Annotated in this window: 14 protein-coding genes; 2 read left to right on the top strand and 12 right to left on the bottom strand. The window is 69.2% G+C overall.

The annotated features are described in order from the left end of the window. The first annotated feature begins 155 nt into the window (after nucleotides 1-155). Complete coding sequence (rpoB, locus tag ACGFZS_RS14150) at nucleotides 156-3,641, top strand: DNA-directed RNA polymerase subunit beta (protein WP_355719935.1); 3,486 nt, start codon at nucleotides 156-158, stop codon at nucleotides 3,639-3,641. A 97-nt stretch (nucleotides 3,642-3,738) separates the two neighbouring features. Beyond that, complete coding sequence (locus tag ACGFZS_RS14145) at nucleotides 3,739-7,638, top strand: DNA-directed RNA polymerase subunit beta' (RefSeq protein ID WP_393795272.1); 3,900 nt, start codon at nucleotides 3,739-3,741, stop codon at nucleotides 7,636-7,638. A 58-nt stretch (nucleotides 7,639-7,696) separates the two neighbouring features. On the opposite strand, the gene ACGFZS_RS14140 is transcribed toward ACGFZS_RS14145, so the two are convergent. The 12 genes from ACGFZS_RS14140 to ACGFZS_RS14085 form a co-directional block, all read right to left on the bottom strand. Next, nucleotides 7,697-7,960 carry a hypothetical protein gene (locus ACGFZS_RS14140; RefSeq protein ID WP_359210517.1) on the bottom strand — a complete coding sequence of 88 codons (264 nt, stop codon included), beginning with the start codon at nucleotides 7,958-7,960 and terminating at the stop codon, nucleotides 7,697-7,699. Further along, nucleotides 7,947-8,174 (bottom strand): hypothetical protein, encoded by a 228-nt coding sequence (locus ACGFZS_RS14135; protein WP_393795271.1) that lies wholly within the window; start codon nucleotides 8,172-8,174, stop codon nucleotides 7,947-7,949. Before ACGFZS_RS14135 ends, ACGFZS_RS14140 begins: the two co-directional genes overlap by 14 nt. Before the next feature lie 3 nt (nucleotides 8,175-8,177). Next, nucleotides 8,178-9,062 (bottom strand): peptidoglycan-binding protein, encoded by an 885-nt coding sequence (locus ACGFZS_RS14130; RefSeq protein ID WP_393795270.1) that lies wholly within the window; start codon nucleotides 9,060-9,062, stop codon nucleotides 8,178-8,180. 143 nt (nucleotides 9,063-9,205) lie between these two features. Beyond that, a complete protein-coding gene (locus ACGFZS_RS14125; RefSeq protein ID WP_393795269.1) occupies nucleotides 9,206-9,634 on the bottom strand; it encodes an ATP-binding protein in 429 nt (142 codons plus the stop codon). Nucleotides 9,635-9,654: 20 nt separating this feature from the next. Beyond that, on the bottom strand, nucleotides 9,655-10,371 hold the full coding sequence (locus ACGFZS_RS14120; protein WP_393795268.1) for a hypothetical protein: 717 nt from the start codon (nucleotides 10,369-10,371) through the stop codon (nucleotides 9,655-9,657). Beyond that, nucleotides 10,371-11,549: a hypothetical protein gene (locus tag ACGFZS_RS14115; protein WP_393795267.1), complete on the bottom strand. Its 1,179-nt coding sequence runs from the start codon at nucleotides 11,547-11,549 to the stop codon at nucleotides 10,371-10,373. Before ACGFZS_RS14115 ends, ACGFZS_RS14120 begins: the two co-directional genes overlap by 1 nt. Then, entirely contained in the window at nucleotides 11,546-12,661 is a 1,116-nt protein-coding gene (locus ACGFZS_RS14110; protein WP_393795266.1) for a hypothetical protein, read from the bottom strand. The genes ACGFZS_RS14115 and ACGFZS_RS14110 overlap by 4 nt, the downstream gene beginning before the upstream one ends. Nucleotides 12,662-12,684: 23 nt before the next feature. After that, complete coding sequence (locus ACGFZS_RS14105; protein WP_393795265.1) at nucleotides 12,685-13,881, bottom strand: hypothetical protein; 1,197 nt, start codon at nucleotides 13,879-13,881, stop codon at nucleotides 12,685-12,687. A 10-nt stretch (nucleotides 13,882-13,891) separates the two neighbouring features. Continuing rightward, nucleotides 13,892-15,118, bottom strand: a complete 1,227-nt coding sequence (locus ACGFZS_RS14100; protein WP_393795264.1) for a hypothetical protein — start codon at nucleotides 15,116-15,118, stop codon at nucleotides 13,892-13,894. Between the two features lie 70 nt (nucleotides 15,119-15,188). Beyond that, nucleotides 15,189-16,109 carry a phage distal tail protein gene (locus ACGFZS_RS14095; RefSeq protein WP_393795263.1) on the bottom strand — a complete coding sequence of 307 codons (921 nt, stop codon included), beginning with the start codon at nucleotides 16,107-16,109 and terminating at the stop codon, nucleotides 15,189-15,191. A 47-nt stretch (nucleotides 16,110-16,156) separates the two neighbouring features. Continuing rightward, the gene (locus tag ACGFZS_RS14090; protein WP_393795262.1) at nucleotides 16,157-17,413 is read right to left on the bottom strand and encodes a tape-measure protein; all 1,257 of its coding nucleotides are present in this window, start codon (nucleotides 17,411-17,413) and stop codon (nucleotides 16,157-16,159) included. After that, nucleotides 17,410-18,600 carry a phage tail protein gene (locus ACGFZS_RS14085; protein WP_393795261.1) on the bottom strand — a complete coding sequence of 397 codons (1,191 nt, stop codon included), beginning with the start codon at nucleotides 18,598-18,600 and terminating at the stop codon, nucleotides 17,410-17,412. Before ACGFZS_RS14085 ends, ACGFZS_RS14090 begins: the two co-directional genes overlap by 4 nt. Nucleotides 18,601-18,616: the final 16 nt, after the last annotated feature.

Raw genomic sequence — 18,616 nt, 5'->3', positions numbered from 1 at the left:
GCGCTGCCTGTTAGCCTTCCCCTGCCCGTCACCAGGGGTCTGCCCTCACCCGAACGCCGACGACCGAACCTCCTCTGAACTGGGGTTTCTGTCTCTGTGTCCGGGAAGGGACCGGGGAGCGCGTAGTGAGTCCGAGCCCTCGGAAGGACCCCCTCTTGGCCGCCTCGCGCACTGCCTCGAACGCGAATATGAACAACGGCGCCAGCACCGCCCCGCTGCGCATCTCCTTTGCAAAGATCAAGGAGCCTCTCGAGGTTCCCAACCTGCTCGCGCTGCAGACCGAGAGCTTTGACTGGCTGCTCGGCAACACCGCCTGGCAGAGTCGGGTCGAGGAGGCTCTGGAGTCCGGTCAGGACGTCCCCACCAAGTCCGGTCTGGAGGAGATCTTCGAGGAGATCTCCCCGATCGAGGACTTCTCCGGGTCGATGTCGCTGACCTTCCGCGACCACCGCTTCGAGCCGCCGAAGAACAGCATCGACGAGTGCAAGGAGCGCGACTTCACGTACGCCGCCCCGCTCTTCGTCACGGCCGAGTTCACCAACAACGAGACCGGCGAGATCAAGTCCCAGACGGTCTTCATGGGCGACTTCCCGCTCATGACGCACAAGGGCACCTTCGTCATCAACGGCACCGAGCGTGTCGTGGTGTCGCAGCTGGTCCGTTCGCCCGGTGTCTACTTCGACTCCTCCATCGACAAGACGTCCGACAAGGACATCTTCTCGGCCAAGATCATCCCGTCCCGGGGTGCCTGGCTGGAGATGGAGATCGACAAGCGCGACATGGTCGGTGTCCGTATCGACCGCAAGCGCAAGCAGTCCGTGACCGTCCTCCTGAAGGCGCTCGGCTGGACCACCGAGCAGATCCTCGAGGAGTTCGGCGAGTACGAGTCCATGCGCGCCACCCTGGAGAAGGACCACACCCAGGGCCAGGACGACGCGCTGCTCGACATCTACCGCAAGCTGCGTCCGGGCGAGCCCCCCACGCGTGAGGCCGCGCAGACGCTGCTCGAGAACCTGTACTTCAACCCGAAGCGCTACGACCTCGCCAAGGTCGGCCGCTACAAGGTCAACAAGAAGCTGGGTGCGGAGGCTCCGCTGGACGCGGGCGTCCTGACCGTCGAGGACGTCATCTCGACGATCAAGTACCTGGTGAAGCTGCACGCCGGCGAGACCGAGACGGTCGGTGACAGCGGTGTGAGCATCGTCGTCGAGACCGACGACATCGACCACTTCGGCAACCGTCGTCTGCGCAGCGTCGGCGAGCTCATCCAGAACCAGGTCCGTACCGGCCTGGCCCGTATGGAGCGCGTCGTCCGCGAGCGGATGACCACCCAGGACGTCGAGGCGATCACGCCGCAGACCCTGATCAACATCCGGCCGGTCGTCGCCTCCATCAAGGAGTTCTTCGGCACCAGCCAGCTGTCGCAGTTCATGGACCAGAACAACCCGCTGTCGGGTCTCACCCACAAGCGCCGTCTGTCGGCCCTTGGCCCGGGTGGTCTCTCCCGTGAGCGGGCCGGCTTCGAGGTCCGTGACGTGCACCCCTCGCACTACGGCCGCATGTGCCCGATCGAGACCCCCGAAGGCCCGAACATCGGTCTGATCGGCTCGCTCGCCTCCTACGGTCGCGTCAACGCGTTCGGTTTCGTCGAGACCCCGTACCGCAAGGTGGTCGACGGCCAGGTCACCGACGAGGTGGACTACCTGACCGCCGACGAGGAGGACCGCTTCGTCATCGCGCAGGCCAACGCCGGCCTCAACGACGACATGCGCTTCTCCGAGGCCCGCGTCCTGGTCCGCCGCCGTGGCGGCGAGGTCGACTACGTCGCCGGTGACGACGTGGACTACATGGACGTCTCGCCGCGCCAGATGGTGTCGGTCGCGACCGCCATGATCCCGTTCCTGGAGCACGACGACGCCAACCGTGCCCTCATGGGCGCGAACATGATGCGTCAGGCCGTGCCGCTGATCAAGAGCGAGGCCCCGCTCGTCGGCACCGGCATGGAGTACCGCTCCGCCGTCGACGCCGGTGACGTGGTCAAGGCCGAGAAGGCGGGTGTGGTCCAGGAGGTCTCCGCGGACTACGTCACCACCGCCAACGACGACGGCACGTACATCACCTACCGCCTGGCCAAGTTCTCCCGGTCCAACCAGGGCACCTCGGTCAACCAGAAGGTCATCGTCGACGAGGGCGACCGGATCATCGAGGGCCAGGTCCTGGCCGACGGTCCGGCCACCGAGAACGGCGAGATGGCCCTGGGCAAGAACCTGCTCGTGGCGTTCATGCCGTGGGAGGGTCACAACTACGAGGACGCGATCATCCTGTCGCAGCGCCTCGTGCAGGACGACGTCCTCTCCTCGATCCACATCGAGGAGCACGAGGTCGACGCCCGTGACACCAAGCTCGGCCCCGAGGAGATCACCCGGGACATCCCGAACGTCTCCGAGGAGGTCCTCGCCGACCTCGACGAGCGCGGCATCATCCGGATCGGTGCCGAGGTCGTCGCCGGCGACATCCTCGTCGGCAAGGTCACGCCCAAGGGTGAGACCGAGCTGACCCCCGAGGAGCGGCTGCTGCGCGCGATCTTCGGTGAGAAGGCCCGTGAGGTCCGTGACACCTCGCTGAAGGTGCCGCACGGCGAGATCGGCAAGATCATCGGTGTGCGCGTCTTCGACCGCGAGGAGGGCGACGAGCTTCCCCCCGGTGTGAACCAGCTGGTGCGCGTCTACGTCGCGCAGAAGCGCAAGATCACCGACGGTGACAAGCTCGCCGGCCGGCACGGCAACAAGGGTGTCATCTCCAAGATCCTGCCCATCGAGGACATGCCGTTCCTCGAGGACGGAACCCCGGTCGACATCATCCTCAACCCGCTCGGTGTCCCGTCCCGAATGAACCCGGGACAGGTCCTGGAGATCCATCTCGGCTGGCTCGCCAGCCGCGGCTGGGACGTCTCCGGCCTCGCCGAGGACTGGGCCCAGCGGCTCCAGGTCATCGGCGCCGACCAGGTCGCCCCGCGCACCAACGTCGCCACCCCGGTCTTCGACGGTGCCCGCGAGGACGAGCTGGCGGGTCTGCTGCAGCACACCATCCCGAACCGCGACGGCGACCGCCTGGTGCAGCCGACCGGCAAGGCGCGGCTGTTCGACGGCCGCTCGGGTGAGCCGTTCCCGGACCCGATCTCCATCGGCTACATGTACATCCTCAAGCTGCACCACCTGGTCGACGACAAGCTGCACGCCCGGTCGACCGGCCCGTACTCGATGATCACCCAGCAGCCGCTGGGTGGTAAGGCGCAGTTCGGTGGCCAGCGCTTCGGCGAGATGGAGGTGTGGGCCCTCGAGGCCTACGGCGCCGCCTACGCGCTCCAGGAGCTGCTCACCATCAAGTCCGACGACGTCACCGGCCGCGTGAAGGTCTACGAGGCCATCGTCAAGGGCGAGAACATCCCCGAGCCCGGCATCCCCGAGTCCTTCAAGGTGCTCATCAAGGAGATGCAGTCGCTCTGCCTGAACGTGGAGGTGCTGTCCAGCGACGGTATGTCCATCGAGATGCGTGACACCGACGAGGACGTCTTCCGCGCTGCGGAGGAGCTCGGCATCGACCTGTCCCGGCGCGAGCCGAGCAGCGTCGAAGAGGTCTGACGGGAGTCCGGCGGGCCCTGAGCCATCAGGGCCCCGCCGACCCCCAGGCCCCCGTTTCAGACCACAGACTTACAACCCTGAGAGGGATTGACGCATAGTGCTCGACGTCAACTTCTTCGACGAGCTCCGGATCGGCCTGGCCACCGCGGACGACATCCGTCAGTGGAGCCACGGCGAGGTCAAGAAGCCCGAGACGATCAACTACCGCACCCTCAAGCCGGAAAAGGACGGGCTCTTCTGCGAGAAGATCTTCGGCCCCACCCGGGACTGGGAGTGCTACTGCGGCAAGTACAAGCGCGTCCGCTTCAAGGGCATCATCTGTGAGCGCTGCGGCGTCGAGGTGACCCGCGCCAAGGTGCGCCGTGAGCGGATGGGCCACATCGAGCTGGCCGCGCCCGTCACGCACATCTGGTACTTCAAGGGTGTCCCGAGCCGGCTGGGCTACCTGCTCGACCTGGCTCCCAAGGACCTCGAGAAGGTCATCTACTTCGCGGCGTACATGATCACGTTCGTCGACGAGGAGCGCCGCACCCGTGACCTGCCCTCCCTGGAGGCGCATGTCTCCGTGGAGCGCCAGCAGGTCGAGAACCGCCGGGACGCCGACCTGGAGGCCCGCGCCAAGAAGCTCGAGACCGACCTGGCCGAGCTGGAGGCCGAGGGCGCCAAGGCCGACGTGCGCCGCAAGGTGCGCGAGGGCGCCGAGCGTGAGATGAAGCAGCTGCGCGACCGTTCGCAGCGCGAGATCGACCGCCTCGACGAGGTCTGGACCCGCTTCAAGAACCTCAAGGTCCAGGACCTGGAGGGCGACGAGCTCCTCTACCGCGAGCTGCGTGACCGCTTCGGCACGTACTTCGACGGTTCGATGGGTGCCGCGGCGCTGCAGAAGCGCCTGGAGTCCTTCGACCTCGACGAGGAGGCCGAGAAGCTCCGCGAGATCATCCGCACCGGCAAGGGCCAGAAGAAGACCCGTGCGCTCAAGCGCCTCAAGGTCGTCTCCGCGTTCCTGCAGACCAGCAACAGCCCCAAGGGCATGGTGCTCGACTGCGTGCCGGTCATCCCGCCGGACCTCCGCCCGATGGTGCAGCTGGACGGTGGCCGCTTCGCGACCTCCGACCTGAACGACCTGTACCGCCGTGTGATCAACCGGAACAACCGCCTGAAGCGCCTTCTCGACCTCGGTGCGCCCGAGATCATCGTGAACAACGAGAAGCGCATGCTCCAGGAGGCCGTGGACGCCCTCTTCGACAACGGTCGTCGTGGTCGCCCGGTCACCGGTCCCGGCAACCGCCCGCTGAAGTCCCTCAGCGACATGCTGAAGGGCAAGCAGGGTCGTTTCCGTCAGAACCTGCTCGGCAAGCGTGTGGACTACTCCGCGCGTTCCGTGATCGTCGTCGGTCCGCAGCTGAAGCTGCACCAGTGCGGTCTGCCGAAGGCGATGGCGCTTGAGCTCTTCAAGCCGTTCGTCATGAAGCGGCTCGTGGACCTCAACCACGCGCAGAACATCAAGAGCGCCAAGCGCATGGTGGAGCGCGGCCGCACCGTCGTGTACGACGTCCTCGAAGAGGTCATCGCCGAGCACCCGGTGCTGCTGAACCGTGCGCCCACCCTGCACCGCCTCGGCATCCAGGCCTTCGAGCCGCAGCTGGTCGAGGGCAAGGCCATCCAGATCCACCCGCTCGTCTGCACCGCGTTCAACGCGGACTTCGACGGTGACCAGATGGCCGTGCACCTGCCGCTGTCCGCGGAGGCGCAGGCCGAGGCGCGCATCCTGATGCTGTCCTCGAACAACATCCTCAAGCCCGCCGACGGCCGTCCGGTGACGATGCCGACCCAGGACATGGTCCTCGGTCTGTTCTTCCTCACCACCGACGGCGAACTGCGTGACACCAAGGGCGAGGGCCGGTCCTTCGGCTCCACGGCCGAGGCGATCATGGCGTTCGACGCCGGTGAGCTGGCGCTGCAGTCGGCGATCGACATCCGCTTCCCGGTGGGCACCATCCCGCCGCGCGGCTGGACCCCGCCGGCCGTCGAGGAGGGCGAGCCCGAGTACCAGATCGGCGACACCTTCCGGCTGCGCACCACCCTGGGCCGCGCGCTCTTCAACGAGCTGCTGCCCGAGGACTACCCGTTCGTCGACTACTCGGTGGGCAAGAAGCAGCTCTCCGAGATCGTCAACGACCTGGCCGAGCGCTACCCCAAGGTCATCGTGGCGGCGACGCTCGACAACCTGAAGGCGGCCGGCTTCTTCTGGGCGACCCGTTCCGGTGTCACCGTGGCCATCTCCGACGTCGTCGTTCCCGAGGCGAAGAAGGAGATCGTCAAGGGCTACGAGGCGCAGGACGAGAAGGTCCAGAAGCAGTACGAGCGCGGTCTGATCACCAAGGAAGAGCGCACGCAGGAGCTCATCGCGATCTGGACCAAGGCGACCAACGAGGTCGCCGAGGCGATGAACGCGAACTTCCCCAAGACGAACCCCATCTTCATGATGGTTGACTCGGGTGCCCGAGGAAACATGATGCAGATGCGGCAGATCGCCGGTATGCGTGGTCTGGTGTCGAACGCGAAGAACGAGACCATCCCGCGTCCGATCAAGGCGAGCTTCCGTGAAGGCCTCTCCGTCCTCGAGTACTTCATCTCCACGCACGGTGCCCGTAAGGGTCTCGCCGACACCGCCCTGCGTACCGCCGACTCGGGTTACCTGACCCGTCGTCTGGTGGACGTCTCGCAGGACGTCATCATCCGCGAGGAGGACTGCGGCACCGAGCGCGGCCTCAAGCTGCACATCGCGGAGGTCGGCGCGGACGGCGTGCTGCGCAAGGCCGACAACGTCGAGACCAGCGTGTACGCCCGTGCGCTGGCCGAGGACATCGTCGTCGACGGCGTGGTGCTGGCCCCGGCCAACACCGACCTCGGTGACGTCCTCATCGACGAGCTGGTCGCCCGTGGCGTCTCCGAGGTCAAGACCCGCTCGGTCCTGACCTGCGAGTCCGCCGTCGGCACCTGTGCCATGTGCTACGGCCGCTCGCTGGCCACCGGCAAGCTGGTCGACATCGGTGAGGCGGTCGGCATCATCGCCGCCCAGTCCATCGGTGAGCCCGGTACCCAGCTGACGATGCGTACCTTCCACACCGGTGGTGTGGCCGGTGACGACATCACCCAGGGTCTGCCGCGTGTCGTCGAGCTCTTCGAGGCCCGTACCCCGAAGGGTGTCGCCCCGATCTCCGAGGCCCAGGGCCGCGTGCGGATCGAGGAGACCGAGAAGACCAAGAAGATCGTCATCACGCCGGACGACGGCAGCGACGAGACGGCGTTCCCGATCTCGAAGCGCGCCCGACTCCTGGTCAGCGAGGGCGAGCACGTCGAGGTGGGCCAGAAGCTCACCGTGGGTGCCACCAACCCGCACGACGTGCTGCGCATCCTGGGCCAGCGTGCCGTCCAGGTCCACCTGGTCGGCGAGGTCCAGAAGGTCTACAACTCGCAGGGTGTGTCGATCCACGACAAGCACATCGAGATCATCATCCGGCAGATGCTGCGCCGTGTGACGATTATCGAGTCCGGCGACGCCGAGCTGCTGCCCGGCGAGCTGGTCGAGCGCTCGAAGTTCGAGCACGAGAACCGTCGTGTGGTGCAGGAGGGCGGTCACCCGGCCTCCGGTCGTCCGCAGCTCATGGGTATCACCAAGGCCTCGCTGGCCACGGAGTCCTGGCTGTCGGCGGCGTCCTTCCAGGAGACGACGCGAGTCCTCACCGACGCGGCGATCAACGCCAAGTCCGACTCGCTCATCGGCCTCAAGGAGAACGTCATCATCGGTAAGCTCATCCCGGCCGGTACGGGTCTGTCCCGCTACCGCAACATCCGGGTCGAGCCGACCGAGGAGGCGAAGGCCGCGATGTACTCGGCCGTCGGCTACGACGACATCGACTACTCGCCGTTCGGCACGGGCTCCGGCCAGGCCGTTCCGCTGGAGGACTACGACTACGGTCCGTACAACCAGTAGGAGTGGGTTCTGAAGGGCGGTCACCCCGTTGCGTACGGGGTGGCCGCCCTTCGGCGTCTCACCGTGCGGTCAGCTCCAGCGCCGTGACGACGACGGCCGCCACGGCGGCCAGCGCGCCGATGCTCGCCAGCGGCCACCGCGTCCGTTCCAGCGCGTCGAGCCGGTGCTCGTGGTCGGCGAGCTGCTTGTCGGTCTGATCGCTGCGCTGGACGAGCAGCGCGAGCGAGCCGTCGACCCGGGCGAACCCGGCCTCCAGCGTGCCGCGCAGCCGCTCCAGCTCCAGGGCGACGGCGAGCGGGTCGTTGGGATCAGCGTCGATCATCGGCACCTCCCGCCCGCAGCCACGGAGGCAGCAGCGCCTGTACGGCGGGCACGGCCATCACCCGGGTGACGGCGGCGGCGACGGCCAGCGCGCCGGCGGCCCAGGGCAGGGTGGCCGGGATGCCGGCGGCGTCGACGACCGTCGGCAGCAGGACACACAGGCCGACGGCTGTCTGTACGACGGTGCGCAGCGTGCGCCTGGTCGGTTCCGTCACGGGTCAGACCTCCTTGACGAAGGGGACCTTGAGGGCCGCCCAGGACTTCGCGCCCGGCCAGCCGTCGGCGGAGGAGCCGGTGTAGCCGAGCCTGCGCTGCCACCTGGCGTACGACGCCCGGTCGGCCTCGGTCCACTGCGGTCCGGGGCCGGAGGTGTATGCCGAGCAGCCGTTCGCGACCAGCCGCTTGCCCATCGCGGTGACGATCGCCGACCTCGGGTTCTTCCGGAACCACGCGGCGCCCGGGAAGGGCTGGTGGGCGGGGGTGGTGCTGGTGGAGCCGCCGGTGACCTTCGTCCCGAGGCGGTCCGCGACCCGGCCGCGGAAGTCCGCCATCGCGAAGCCCTTGGGGTCGATCTTGGTGTTCGTCCACTCCTTGTGGCCGATGACCGACCGCGCGCTCCAGCCGTGCGCCCGGCACAGCGCGGCCGACGCCCGGACCATGGCGTCCAGCTGGACGTCGGGCCAGGGGTCCTTGCCGTCGCCGAGGTTGACGCACTCGAAGCCGTAGAAGTGGACGTTGCCGTCGGTGTCGTTCCGGTCCGGTGCCGGGAGGGTGGCGCTCTCGGCGGCGACGGCGGCCAGCACGTCGCCGTCGCCGCTGCCGGCGTGGTTGGCCCGGCCGTTGCCGACGAGGTGGACCGTGCCGTCCTTGGCGATGACGCCGTGGCAGAGCGGGCCGGGCAGGTCGGAGCGGCCGTTGAAGCACATGCTGACGGAGGCGGTGGTGCCGGAGGTGACGGTGTGGTGGATGATCACGCCGTTCACCGGGCCCCAGGCGCCGTGGCCGGCGCGGTTGTGGGTGCGCCAGCCGTCGTGTTCCACGACGGTGACGCCTTCGGCTCTGAGGGCCGACAGGAGGGCGTCTGCGGAGAGGGGTGTGGCCATGGGCGGGTCCTTCTGATGCGGGGTGTGGGCATGAAAAAACCCGGGCCGGGGGTGGGTGGCTCGGGTGGTGTGCGGTGTGCGGGGCGGTGGGGGTTGATCGCGCCCACGCGGCGGAGCCGCATATCGGATGCAGCCCCGCGCCCCTAAGGGGCGCTGGAGGTGGCGTCGGTCGAGTCGGTGCCGCCGGTGTCGGTGCCGCCCGAACTGTCGTCGGGGGCGGTCCACTTCGTGCAGAGGGCCGTGTAGGCCGCGGTGTTGTCGGCGAAGTTGGTGAGGGCGGTGGCCACCGCGCGCTGGATCGCGGTCTGGTCGGGGACGACCGGGTCCGTGCCGACGGGCGGGACGGTGACCCGGCCGATGCCCCGGAGCACCGTGTTGTTGGTGCCGGTCTCGGTGAACTGGGCGGTGATGTTGACCGCCGAGTAGGTGCCGGTGATCGAGTCCGGGCCGATGATGTCGCTCAGGCTGGTGTCGGTCACGTTGACGTGGATGGTGTGGCCGGCCTCGGTGATGGTGGCCCGGCCGGCGAAGTCGATGGCGAGGCCCCAGGGCTGGGTGGTGTCGATGTCCATGTGTTCCTCGTGTTCCTCTCTCAGGTCTGGCGGCCGTGCATCAGCACGGGGTTGGCGTAGACGGTGCCGCCGCTGGTGACCGACGCCTGGATCTCGACCTTGAACCGGGTGCCGAAAATCGCGTCGAAGTCGGAGGCGATCAGGTCCGTGTAGTCGAAGCCGGCGGAGGCGTCGACGGTGCTGCCCCACTGGACGCCGTTGATGAGCACCTGGACGGAGCCGGTGTAGCCGGAGGTGACGCGGGTGTTCATCATGAGCCGCATCTTCGGCTGCCAGGCGATGTTGTAGGACATCGCGATCGTCGTCATGCTGGTCGCCGTGGTCTGCGGCCAGCGGGTGTACGTGGTGTCCTGCGGCGGCAGCATGGCCAGCCAGGGCCGGGCGAGACCGCCGACGCCGACGTCGTCCGAGACGATCTCCCTGGCGCCGGCGTCGTAGAACCGCAGCGGCTGCAGCCCGGTCGCGGTGCCGTCGCCGTTGAACAGGCTCAGGGCCAGCTGGCCGGTCTGGCGGCGCATCGCCAGGCCGTACTCCTTGCCGGTCCACTTGCCGACCGCGAAGATGGCGGGGCCGCCGGCCGGCGGCCGGACGGCCAGCGAGCCGCCGCCGGTGATCTCCACGCTGCCGCCCGTGACGGTGTTCTGGGCGGGCCGGGTGTTGACGGCGGTGGACAGCTGCTGGATCCGGCGTTCCATCTGGGTGAGCCGGTCGATGATGTCTTCGGGCAGCTGGGGCATCAGGCGGCCTCCTCCAGGTAGAGCTCGGCGGTGTCCGGGCGGCCGCGCTGGGCCGGGCTGACCTTGACGCCGATGATCCGGTAGCGGGCGTCCAGGCCCTCGGCGAACCACTCGTCGGTGATCCGGATGCGCGCGGTCCGGCCGAGCAGTGCGGTCGGTACCAGGTCGTCGAGGCGGATGCTGATCTCGGGGATCACCACCGCGCCGGTCGCCGCGCCCAGTTCGGTCTTGGCGAGGGCGTCCAGGGTGTCCTGGTCGGTGATGTTGTTGTGGTCGGAGGTCAGGTCGATGCGCGGATGGCCGGCGTGATTCTTCCCGGTGCCGATCAGCTGGTCGGCGGCCGCCACGTCGGAGGCCAGCGGCCGGGACTCGGTGGCCTGGTCGGTGTTGGTGGAGGCGCCGCGGGCCCGGGCGGTGGTGCCGCCGCGGGTGGCGTCGCGCGGGAAGGAGTACGACAGGATCGTGCCGGGCCGGTCCAGTACCAGGTCGGTGGAGCCGGTCCTGATCCTGCCGTCGTACTCGTCCCCGTCCGCTGACTGGGGCAGCACCAGCCGGCGTACGCGGCTTCCCGTGACCGGGTCGGTGTAGACGGTGATGTGGTACTCGAAGCCGTTCTTCAGCGCGGCCAGCGAGTCCAGGGCGTCCTGGTAGGTGGTCTCGTCGCCGTCCCGGTAGGTGACCGTACGGGTCACACCGGAGGTCTCGGTGCCGTACGTGACGAGGATGTTCCCGCCGTCCAGAGCGGTCTGCATGTCGGTCCACAGGCCCCGGGCGATGTCCAGCTGGTCGACGTCCGCGAAGGGGAGCGTGTAGGAGGAGTCGTACTTGGCCGTCGTCGCCCGGATCATCCGCCGCCCCGCGTACGACTCGAAGGTCGCCGCCTGGATGCCGAGGGTGAGGACGCCCTGGTCGTCGCTCTGCAGGGTGCTGGTCCAGATGATCCCGCCCCACCACAGGTCGGTGCCGCGCTGGAGGTAGACCGAGGTGCGGCCCTCCTCGATGCGGCGGACCCGGGCGGCCATCTCCGCGTTCGGGACGGGGACGGTGCCGGAGAGCGAGCCCGCCTTGCCGATGTAGTCGTCGACGGTGACGTCGCGCAGCGGCAGGATGTCGATGGTGTTGTCGGTGAGCAGGTCGCAGAAGATCGCCCGGTACGGGGTGTTGAGGGTCGTGCTCACGAGGCCGCCTCGTAGGTCGCGCCGCCCTTGATGACGTTGCCGCTGGCCCAGGTCCAGGGCGTCAGGGCGTCGACGGCACCGGAGTTGGTGAGCGCGGTGGCGCTCGGCTGGCCGGAGACGATCAGCAGCTCGAAGGTGCCGGTGGTGGCGCAGTACAGGCGGGCGGTGGCGCGGGCGCTGTTGGAGACGCCGAGTTCGGCGTAGCCGATGTGCGGTTGCACGGAGGCGGCTGTGACGGGCAGCGAGAACCGCCAGTTGTCGCTGGTGGTCGCGCCGGTGCCGTAGGTGGTGGTGCTGCCGAACGCGATCGAGAAGTTCAGGTGCACGGTGGTGCCGAACTTCACGTAGCGGCCGCTGACCGTGGCGTTGCCGAGGGCGGGCAGGGCGCTGCCGCTGCTCGTCGTCCAGGCCGGCGTCCAGTCCTGCCAGGTGGGCAGGACCGGGTAGTTGGTCCAGGCGGTGCCGCTCCAGCGCTGCAGCTGGCCGTCGGAGTCCCGGTACTGGCCCGGGTAGGAGCCGATGGCGGACTCGGCGCTGACCGGAAGGATGCCGCCGACCCCGACGGTGGCGTTACGCCGGCTGGTCAGGGCGCTGGGCCAGGCGATGGCGTTGGTCCCCGCGCTCGCGTTGGCCTGGACGGCGACCTCGTACAACGGCAGGGTCAGATCCGGGGCGGTGGGCGCGGCCGGGGTGGCGGCCGGGGTGCCCTTGATGATCTCGACGACGGCCTCCGTGCGGCCGGAGCCGTCGTAGGCGTCGTCGTAGACCCGGAGCACGACCAGGTCGATCCGGCCGTACTGGGCGTCGCCGGCGGCGAAGGCGATCGTCACGTACTCGGTGAGCGCGATCGGGTAGGCGCCCCGGGAGCTGACCACGCCCTGGGCGTCGGGCGCCTGGATGACGGCCCGGCCCGGGCTGACCGTGGCCGTCATGGTGTTGGCGATGCCGGTCACGGTGAAGGCGGCCAGGCGGTACAGGCCGGTGTACGAGCCCGGCAGGATGCCGGAGCGGGTGCCGACGGGCGAGGTCGGGGTGAGGGCGCCGAGCGAGACGAGCCGGGTGTCCTCGCGGGACTGGCCGTCGGCGGACAGCCAGCCGGAGCGGACAGGCATGGTGAACTCCCTTTGAAGATAGATCAGTTGGCGGGGTCGACGCGCATGAACATGTTGTCGAACCAGCAGATGACCCCGGCGTCGCTGGAGCGGTGCATGGCGGTCACCGTGTAGCTCGTGCCGGGGGTGAGGGCGGCCAGCCGGTACACCGTGGAGACGGAGGAGTAGGCGGTGCCGGAGTGCGAGGCGCCCACCTCGTCGTTCGCGCTCAGGACGACGGTGCTGCCCTGGGTCACCTGCGGGGTCATGAACGCCGAGGCGGTGGTGCTGCTCTGCGTCAGCATGCGCGCGCCGAAGTGGAGCAGGACGGCCCCGGTGGCCGGAGCGGTGAAGGCGAGGGTGAGCGCGGTGACGGCGGTGTCGGTGAGGGCGGCCGTGTAGGTCGTGGACGTGGTGTAGCCGGCGTCCTGGGACGCCACGAACGGCGGTGGCGTGATCGCCGGCTGCCAGGCCGAGCCGTTCCAGCGCTGCAGGACGCCGAGGGAGGAGTCCCGGTACTGGCCGGTGTAACCGCCGGTGCTGACGATGCCGGCCGGGGCGATGCCGCCGAGCGCCTTCGGGTAAGCGACCCACGCGGTGCCGTTCCAGCGCTGGAGGTATCCCAGGACGTCGTTGTCCTGGTAGTGGCCGGGATAGCCGCCCGCGACCGTCGCGTTGTTGTAGACGGGGAGGATGCCGCCGACCGAGACCAGGGTGGTGCGCAGATCGGTCCTGTCGTTGGCCCAGTCGATGCCGCCGGAACCCGCGCCGGTCCCGGCCCTGACGGTGACCTGGGCGAGTGCCAGCGCCAGAGTGGGGAGGGCGGGCACGGCCGGGGTGGCGGCGGGGGTGCCCCTGATGATCTCGACGGCGGCCTCGCTGCGCCCGGAGCCGTCGTAGGCGTCGTCGTACACCCGCAGGACGAGCAGGTCGATCCGGTTGTACTGGGCGTCGCCGTCCGGGAAGGTGACCGTGATGTCCTCGTCCAGGGCGACCGGGTAGGCGCCCTGGGTGACGGTGCCCTGGATCACGGCCCGGCCGTGCGAGACGCCGGCCGTCATCCCGCCCGTCACACCGCTCACCACGAAGCCGCCGACCCGGTACCGGGGGTCGTCGTGTCCGGGCAGGATGCCGGAGCGCGACTGGAGAGGCCCGCTCGGGGTGGTGGCGCCGAGCGAGGCGAGACGGGTGGCCTGTCTGCTCTGGCCGGCGGGCGGGAGCCAGACGGAGTGCAGTGTCATGGCAGCCCTCTCAGGAAGCCGACTCGTAGGTGCCGTAGAGGGAGAGCACGTCCCCGCTCGCCCAGGTGATCGGGTACGCCGAGTCCCAGATGTCCGCGGCGTTCGGCGAGGAGTCCCGCAGTGAGCGGACGACGCCGGTGCCGGTCGTCGCGAGCAGGCCGCTGCCCTGGTAGAAGAGGCTTCCGGAGCTGTCGAAGCCGAGGACGTTCAGCACCCGCCCGTCGAGCTTCCAGGCCGTGGTGGTCGGCGGGACGGGCAGCGAGAAGTACCAGTTGCCGCCGCTCGTCCCGGAGGACAGGGCGGACAGGTTCGTCGTCGAGCCCATCTTCAGATAGATCCGTACGTGCACGACCGTGCCCGTCTTCACGTACGACCCCGCCAGCGTGCCGTTCCCGATCGCCGGCGCCGTACCGGATTCGGTGCCCCACACCGGCGTGTAGTCGGTCCAGGACGGCACGGGCTGGTACGACACCCAGGCCGAGCCGTTCCAGCGCTGGAGGATCCCGGCGGAACTGTCCCGGTACTGGCCGGTGTAGCTCGCGGTGGTGACCGCGCCGGCCGGGGCGATGCCGCCCAGCGCACTCGGGTACGCCACCCAGGCCGAGCCGTCCCAGCGCTGCAGGGTGCTGCCGGAGTCGCGGTACTGGCCCGGGTAGGCTCCGTTGCCCGTCTCGCCGTACACCGGCAGGATGCCGCCGACCGCGACGGTCGGCGTGCGCAGGTCGGTGAGGGCACTGCTCCAGTCCAGGCCGCCCTTGCCCGCGCTGGCCCCGGCGGGGACCTTGACCTGGTAGATCGGCAGCGCGATGGCCGGGGCGGCGGGCGCGACCGGGGTTGCGGCCGGGGTGCCCCGGACGATCTCCAGGGCCGCCTTGGTCTGCCCGGAGTTGTCGTACAGCGAGTCGTAGATCCGCAGCACGATCAGGTCGATGCGCGGGTTGGAGGCGTCGCCGTCGGCGAAGGTCAGGCTCGTCGGCTCCGGCAGGGTGACCGGGTAGGCGCCCTGGGTGGCGCCGGCCGCGACGACGGCCCGGCCCTCGTGGACGGTGGCCTTCATGCTGCCGCCGGTGCCCTCCGTCCAGAAGCCGGACATCCGGTACAGGCCGTCGTAGGACCCCGGCAGGATGCCGGAGCGCACTTCGAGCGGGTTGGCGGGGGTGGTCGCGCCCAGCTGGGTCAGCCGGGTGTCCTCGCGGGTCTGACCGGTCTCGGCCACCCATGAGCTGCGCAGGTTCATGTACTGGTCTCCTGTGTTCTCGGGGCTCAGGCGTCTTCGGCGTCTTCGGCGACTTCGGCGGGGGAGTTCGTCACCACTCCGCCGAGCGCCAGCGGACGGACAGCTGGGCGCCGGTGCCGTAGGTGTCGGGGCGGAACGCGAGCTGGGCGCGGCCCGGTTCGAAGGCGAACAGCTCCTCGGGGCCGCTGTCGGCGGCGGCCGTGTGGCGGCGGGAGGCGGTGGCGTTCAGGGTGACGGTGCCCTCCGCCGTGTCCACGACGAGTTCGTCGCCCGCCGCGAGGGCGATCTCGTAGCGCAGCCTGCGTCCCGAAGTCCGGTCGGTGACGGTCGGGTTGGTGCAGGGACCGGTGAAGGTGAGGATCGGATGGGTGGGCGCCGAGCCGTTGTTGTCGGCGCCGACATCGCCCGTGGAGGCGGCCTGCCCCCAGTACAACGGCCAGGTCAGCGGCCAGGTCAGCCCGCTCTCCGGCTGCGGGGCGCCGGTCACGGCCGTCTGCTCGTCGACGGCGTAGCGGCGCGGGTCGGTGGCGTACCACTGCACGGACGCCTTGGAGACGCCCTGCGTGGTGTACGTCCGGTCGGCGGCCAGCACGCGCTGCGCGACCCGGGCCCGCACGGCGAGCGTCTCACCGTGCAGCCGCACCGCGAGCCAGCGCTCCGAGTCGCCGAGCAGCAGGGCCTGGCGCAGGACGCGCGTCGCGGCGAGCGAGGAGTCGGTGTCGTCGGACGGCGGTACGGTCCACACCGTGCCGCCGACCTTGCGGGGCTTGGCGTACCGCGCGCCCGGCCAGGCGCCGTGCGCGGTCGGGTGGTCGGCGTCCGTCGTGTCGTAGTCCGGCAGGTCCTCCCACCCGCTGAGCCCGTCGCTGCCGATCTCGTACGACGTACCGGGGCCGAGCAGCAGTCCGGCCCACTGCATCTGCCCGTCGCGGGTGATGAGTGAGCCGGGGGGAACGTCGTCCGTGTATGTGGTGGTGGTCAGGTCGGCCATCGGCCTTCACCTCACTGGTATGCGGTTGTCGTTGGCTGGTGCACTGCTCAGCAGGCGTGCGCGGCGGCCAGGAAGAGCAGGTCGGTCGCGGTGGCGTGGGCGCCGGCGCCGTGGCTCTCGTGGAACTCCCTGATGCGGTGGGGGCTTGGGCCCGCCGAGGTGGAGTGTCTGCGGGCGAGGGCGGTGAGCGGGAGCACCTTGCCCGGCCGGGCCGCACCCGGGACGGCGACCCCGCCCTCCGCCAGCATCGGGATCTTGCCCAGGTGCACGCCGAACTTCTTGCCGAGGATGCTGAAGCTGAGCTTGTTCAGCCCGTCGATCACCCAGTTCGCGAACGCGATCAGCCCCTGGATCGGACCCTTGATCACCCCGGCGACGGTCTGCGCGCCGGTGGTGACGAACTGGCCCATGGCGTGCAGGGTGCTGGACGTGGCGTCCTTGATCCGGGTGAAGCCGCGGGGGATGTCTCTCGTGATCCAGTCGAGGACCGGCCGCACGGCGTTCTTCAACCCGCTCCAGACCGCCGACACCTTGCCGCTCAGCGCCCGGGTGTCGCCGGTGGTGAGGGCCTTGAGGAGGGCGAAGCCGGTGCCGACGAGGGTGCCGACGGCCTTCAGGACACCGGTGATCACGGTGAGGTAGCCGGTGACGTACGTGTTCACGGCGCCGGCGATCGCCTTGAGGATCGGGGTGAGGATGGTCAGGTAGCTCTGGACGTACTGCAGGATCAGCTTGGCGAGCTGGTCCATCAGGCGCTGCCCGGTCTCGGAGTTGACGGCGATGTCGATCAGCCAGCCGGCGACGGGGAGCAGCAGGCCGGTGACGAAGCCGATGGGGTTGGCGCGGGTCAGGACGTTGATCAGGATCATCACGCCGGAGGCGATGGTCATGGCGGTGCCGAAGGTGTCGAGGAGGTTGCCGAGCGGACCGGCGAGATCGACCATGCCGAGGATCAGGGACATGATGCCCCCGAGCCCGGTCAGCAGGATGCCCAGCTTCGAGCCGGCGCCCTTGGTGCCGGCCTTCAGGGATTTCACCTCGCCCGCCGCTGTGGAGGCGGTCCGTCCCGTCCGGGTGACGGAACGGGCGGTGCTCTCGGCGCTCTCCTTCGTCTTCCGTACGGCGCCCACGGCCTGGTCGGCGGCCGAGGTGAGGCGGTCGATGCCGGTGACGGTGTCCTTGAAGCGGCCCGTGACCGAGCGCAAGGCGGTGACACTCTGTTCGGCCCGCGTGCGCAAGGACCGCACGGTGGGGATGAAGCTACCGACCGGGTTGGCCGGTACGGTCCCGAGCGCGGCACTCATCCGCGCGCCTTCGCCAGGAACATCAGCGCGTCGGCGGTGCGCTGCGGGCTGCTGGTCTCGGCCGCGTAGTAGTGCTCGATGTGCAGCGCGCCGGCGGAGTCGCTCGCGCCCGATACCCGGCCGCGCGCGGCCGCCCGCTTCAGCAGCCGGTCGAGCTTGCTCAGCGGCAGTACGGCCTCCGCCTCACCGGCCTCGGCGAGCAGCGCCGGGACACCGCCGGAGCGGGGCATGACGACACCGCCGGTGGCCAGCGCGGGGATCCTCGGCAGGCTGACGCCGAACGTCTTGCCGCCGACCATCGGGACCCAGCCCGGGATGGAGACGTGGATGCCGTTGAGGGCGCCGATCGCGGAGTTGATGATGCCGATGACCGCGTTGATGGGGCCGCGGACCGCGCCCTTGATGCCGTCGAAGGCGCGGCTCGCGATGCCCTTCAGCCCGCCCCAGATACTGGAGAGCCGGTTCTTGACGGCCTGGAAGGCGTTCGGGATCGCCGACTTGATCCAGCTGACGACCGGCGAGATGACGGCCTTGATGCCCTTCCACACCCCGGAGACGACCGAGCGGATCGCGTTGAGCACGCCGGTGATGATCGTCTTCCACATGGTGACGTAGGTGCGGATGACGGCGGCGACGGCCTTCACGATGTTCGTGACCGCCGTCTTGATGCCGCTCCAGACCGACTTGATCAGCTTGCCGGCGTTCTTCATGATCGGCCCGATGGCCTTCATGACGTTGCTGATCACGGTCTTGATGACCTCGAAGGCCTGCTTCAGGACCTTCTGCATGGTCTTCGAGTTGGTCACCATGTCGATGACCTTGTCGATGAGCGGCTGCAGCAACTGCATGAGCAGGCCGAAGAAGTTGCCCTTCATCGACTTGTTCATCTTGTCCTGGCCCTTGGCCGCCTTGCTCGCCCCGGACTCGTACTTCCCCAGGTTCTTCCCGGCGCTGGAACCGGTCTTGCCGGCCTTCGCGACGGACTTCTCCGCCTTGTCGGAGGCGGACTTGAGGTCCTTCAGCTCCTTTCCGGAGTCCTGGGCGGCGGACTTGAGGCTCTTGAGCTGTCCGGCCCCCTTCTGCCCGGCGCTGCCGACGTTCTTCGCCGCCGTACCCGCTCCAGAGGCCTTCTCCTTGAAGTCCTGGAGGGAGCCGGACGCCTTCTTCAGTGAACTGACGAGGCTCATGTGTGGTCTCCTCGGC

This window comes from Streptomyces sp. NPDC048288 (genome assembly GCF_043201555.1).
Taxonomy (GTDB): Bacteria; Actinomycetota; Actinomycetes; order Streptomycetales; family Streptomycetaceae; genus Streptomyces.
Note: the sequence above shows the minus strand (reverse complement) of the source record. Positions and strands in the feature narration are given on the sequence as shown.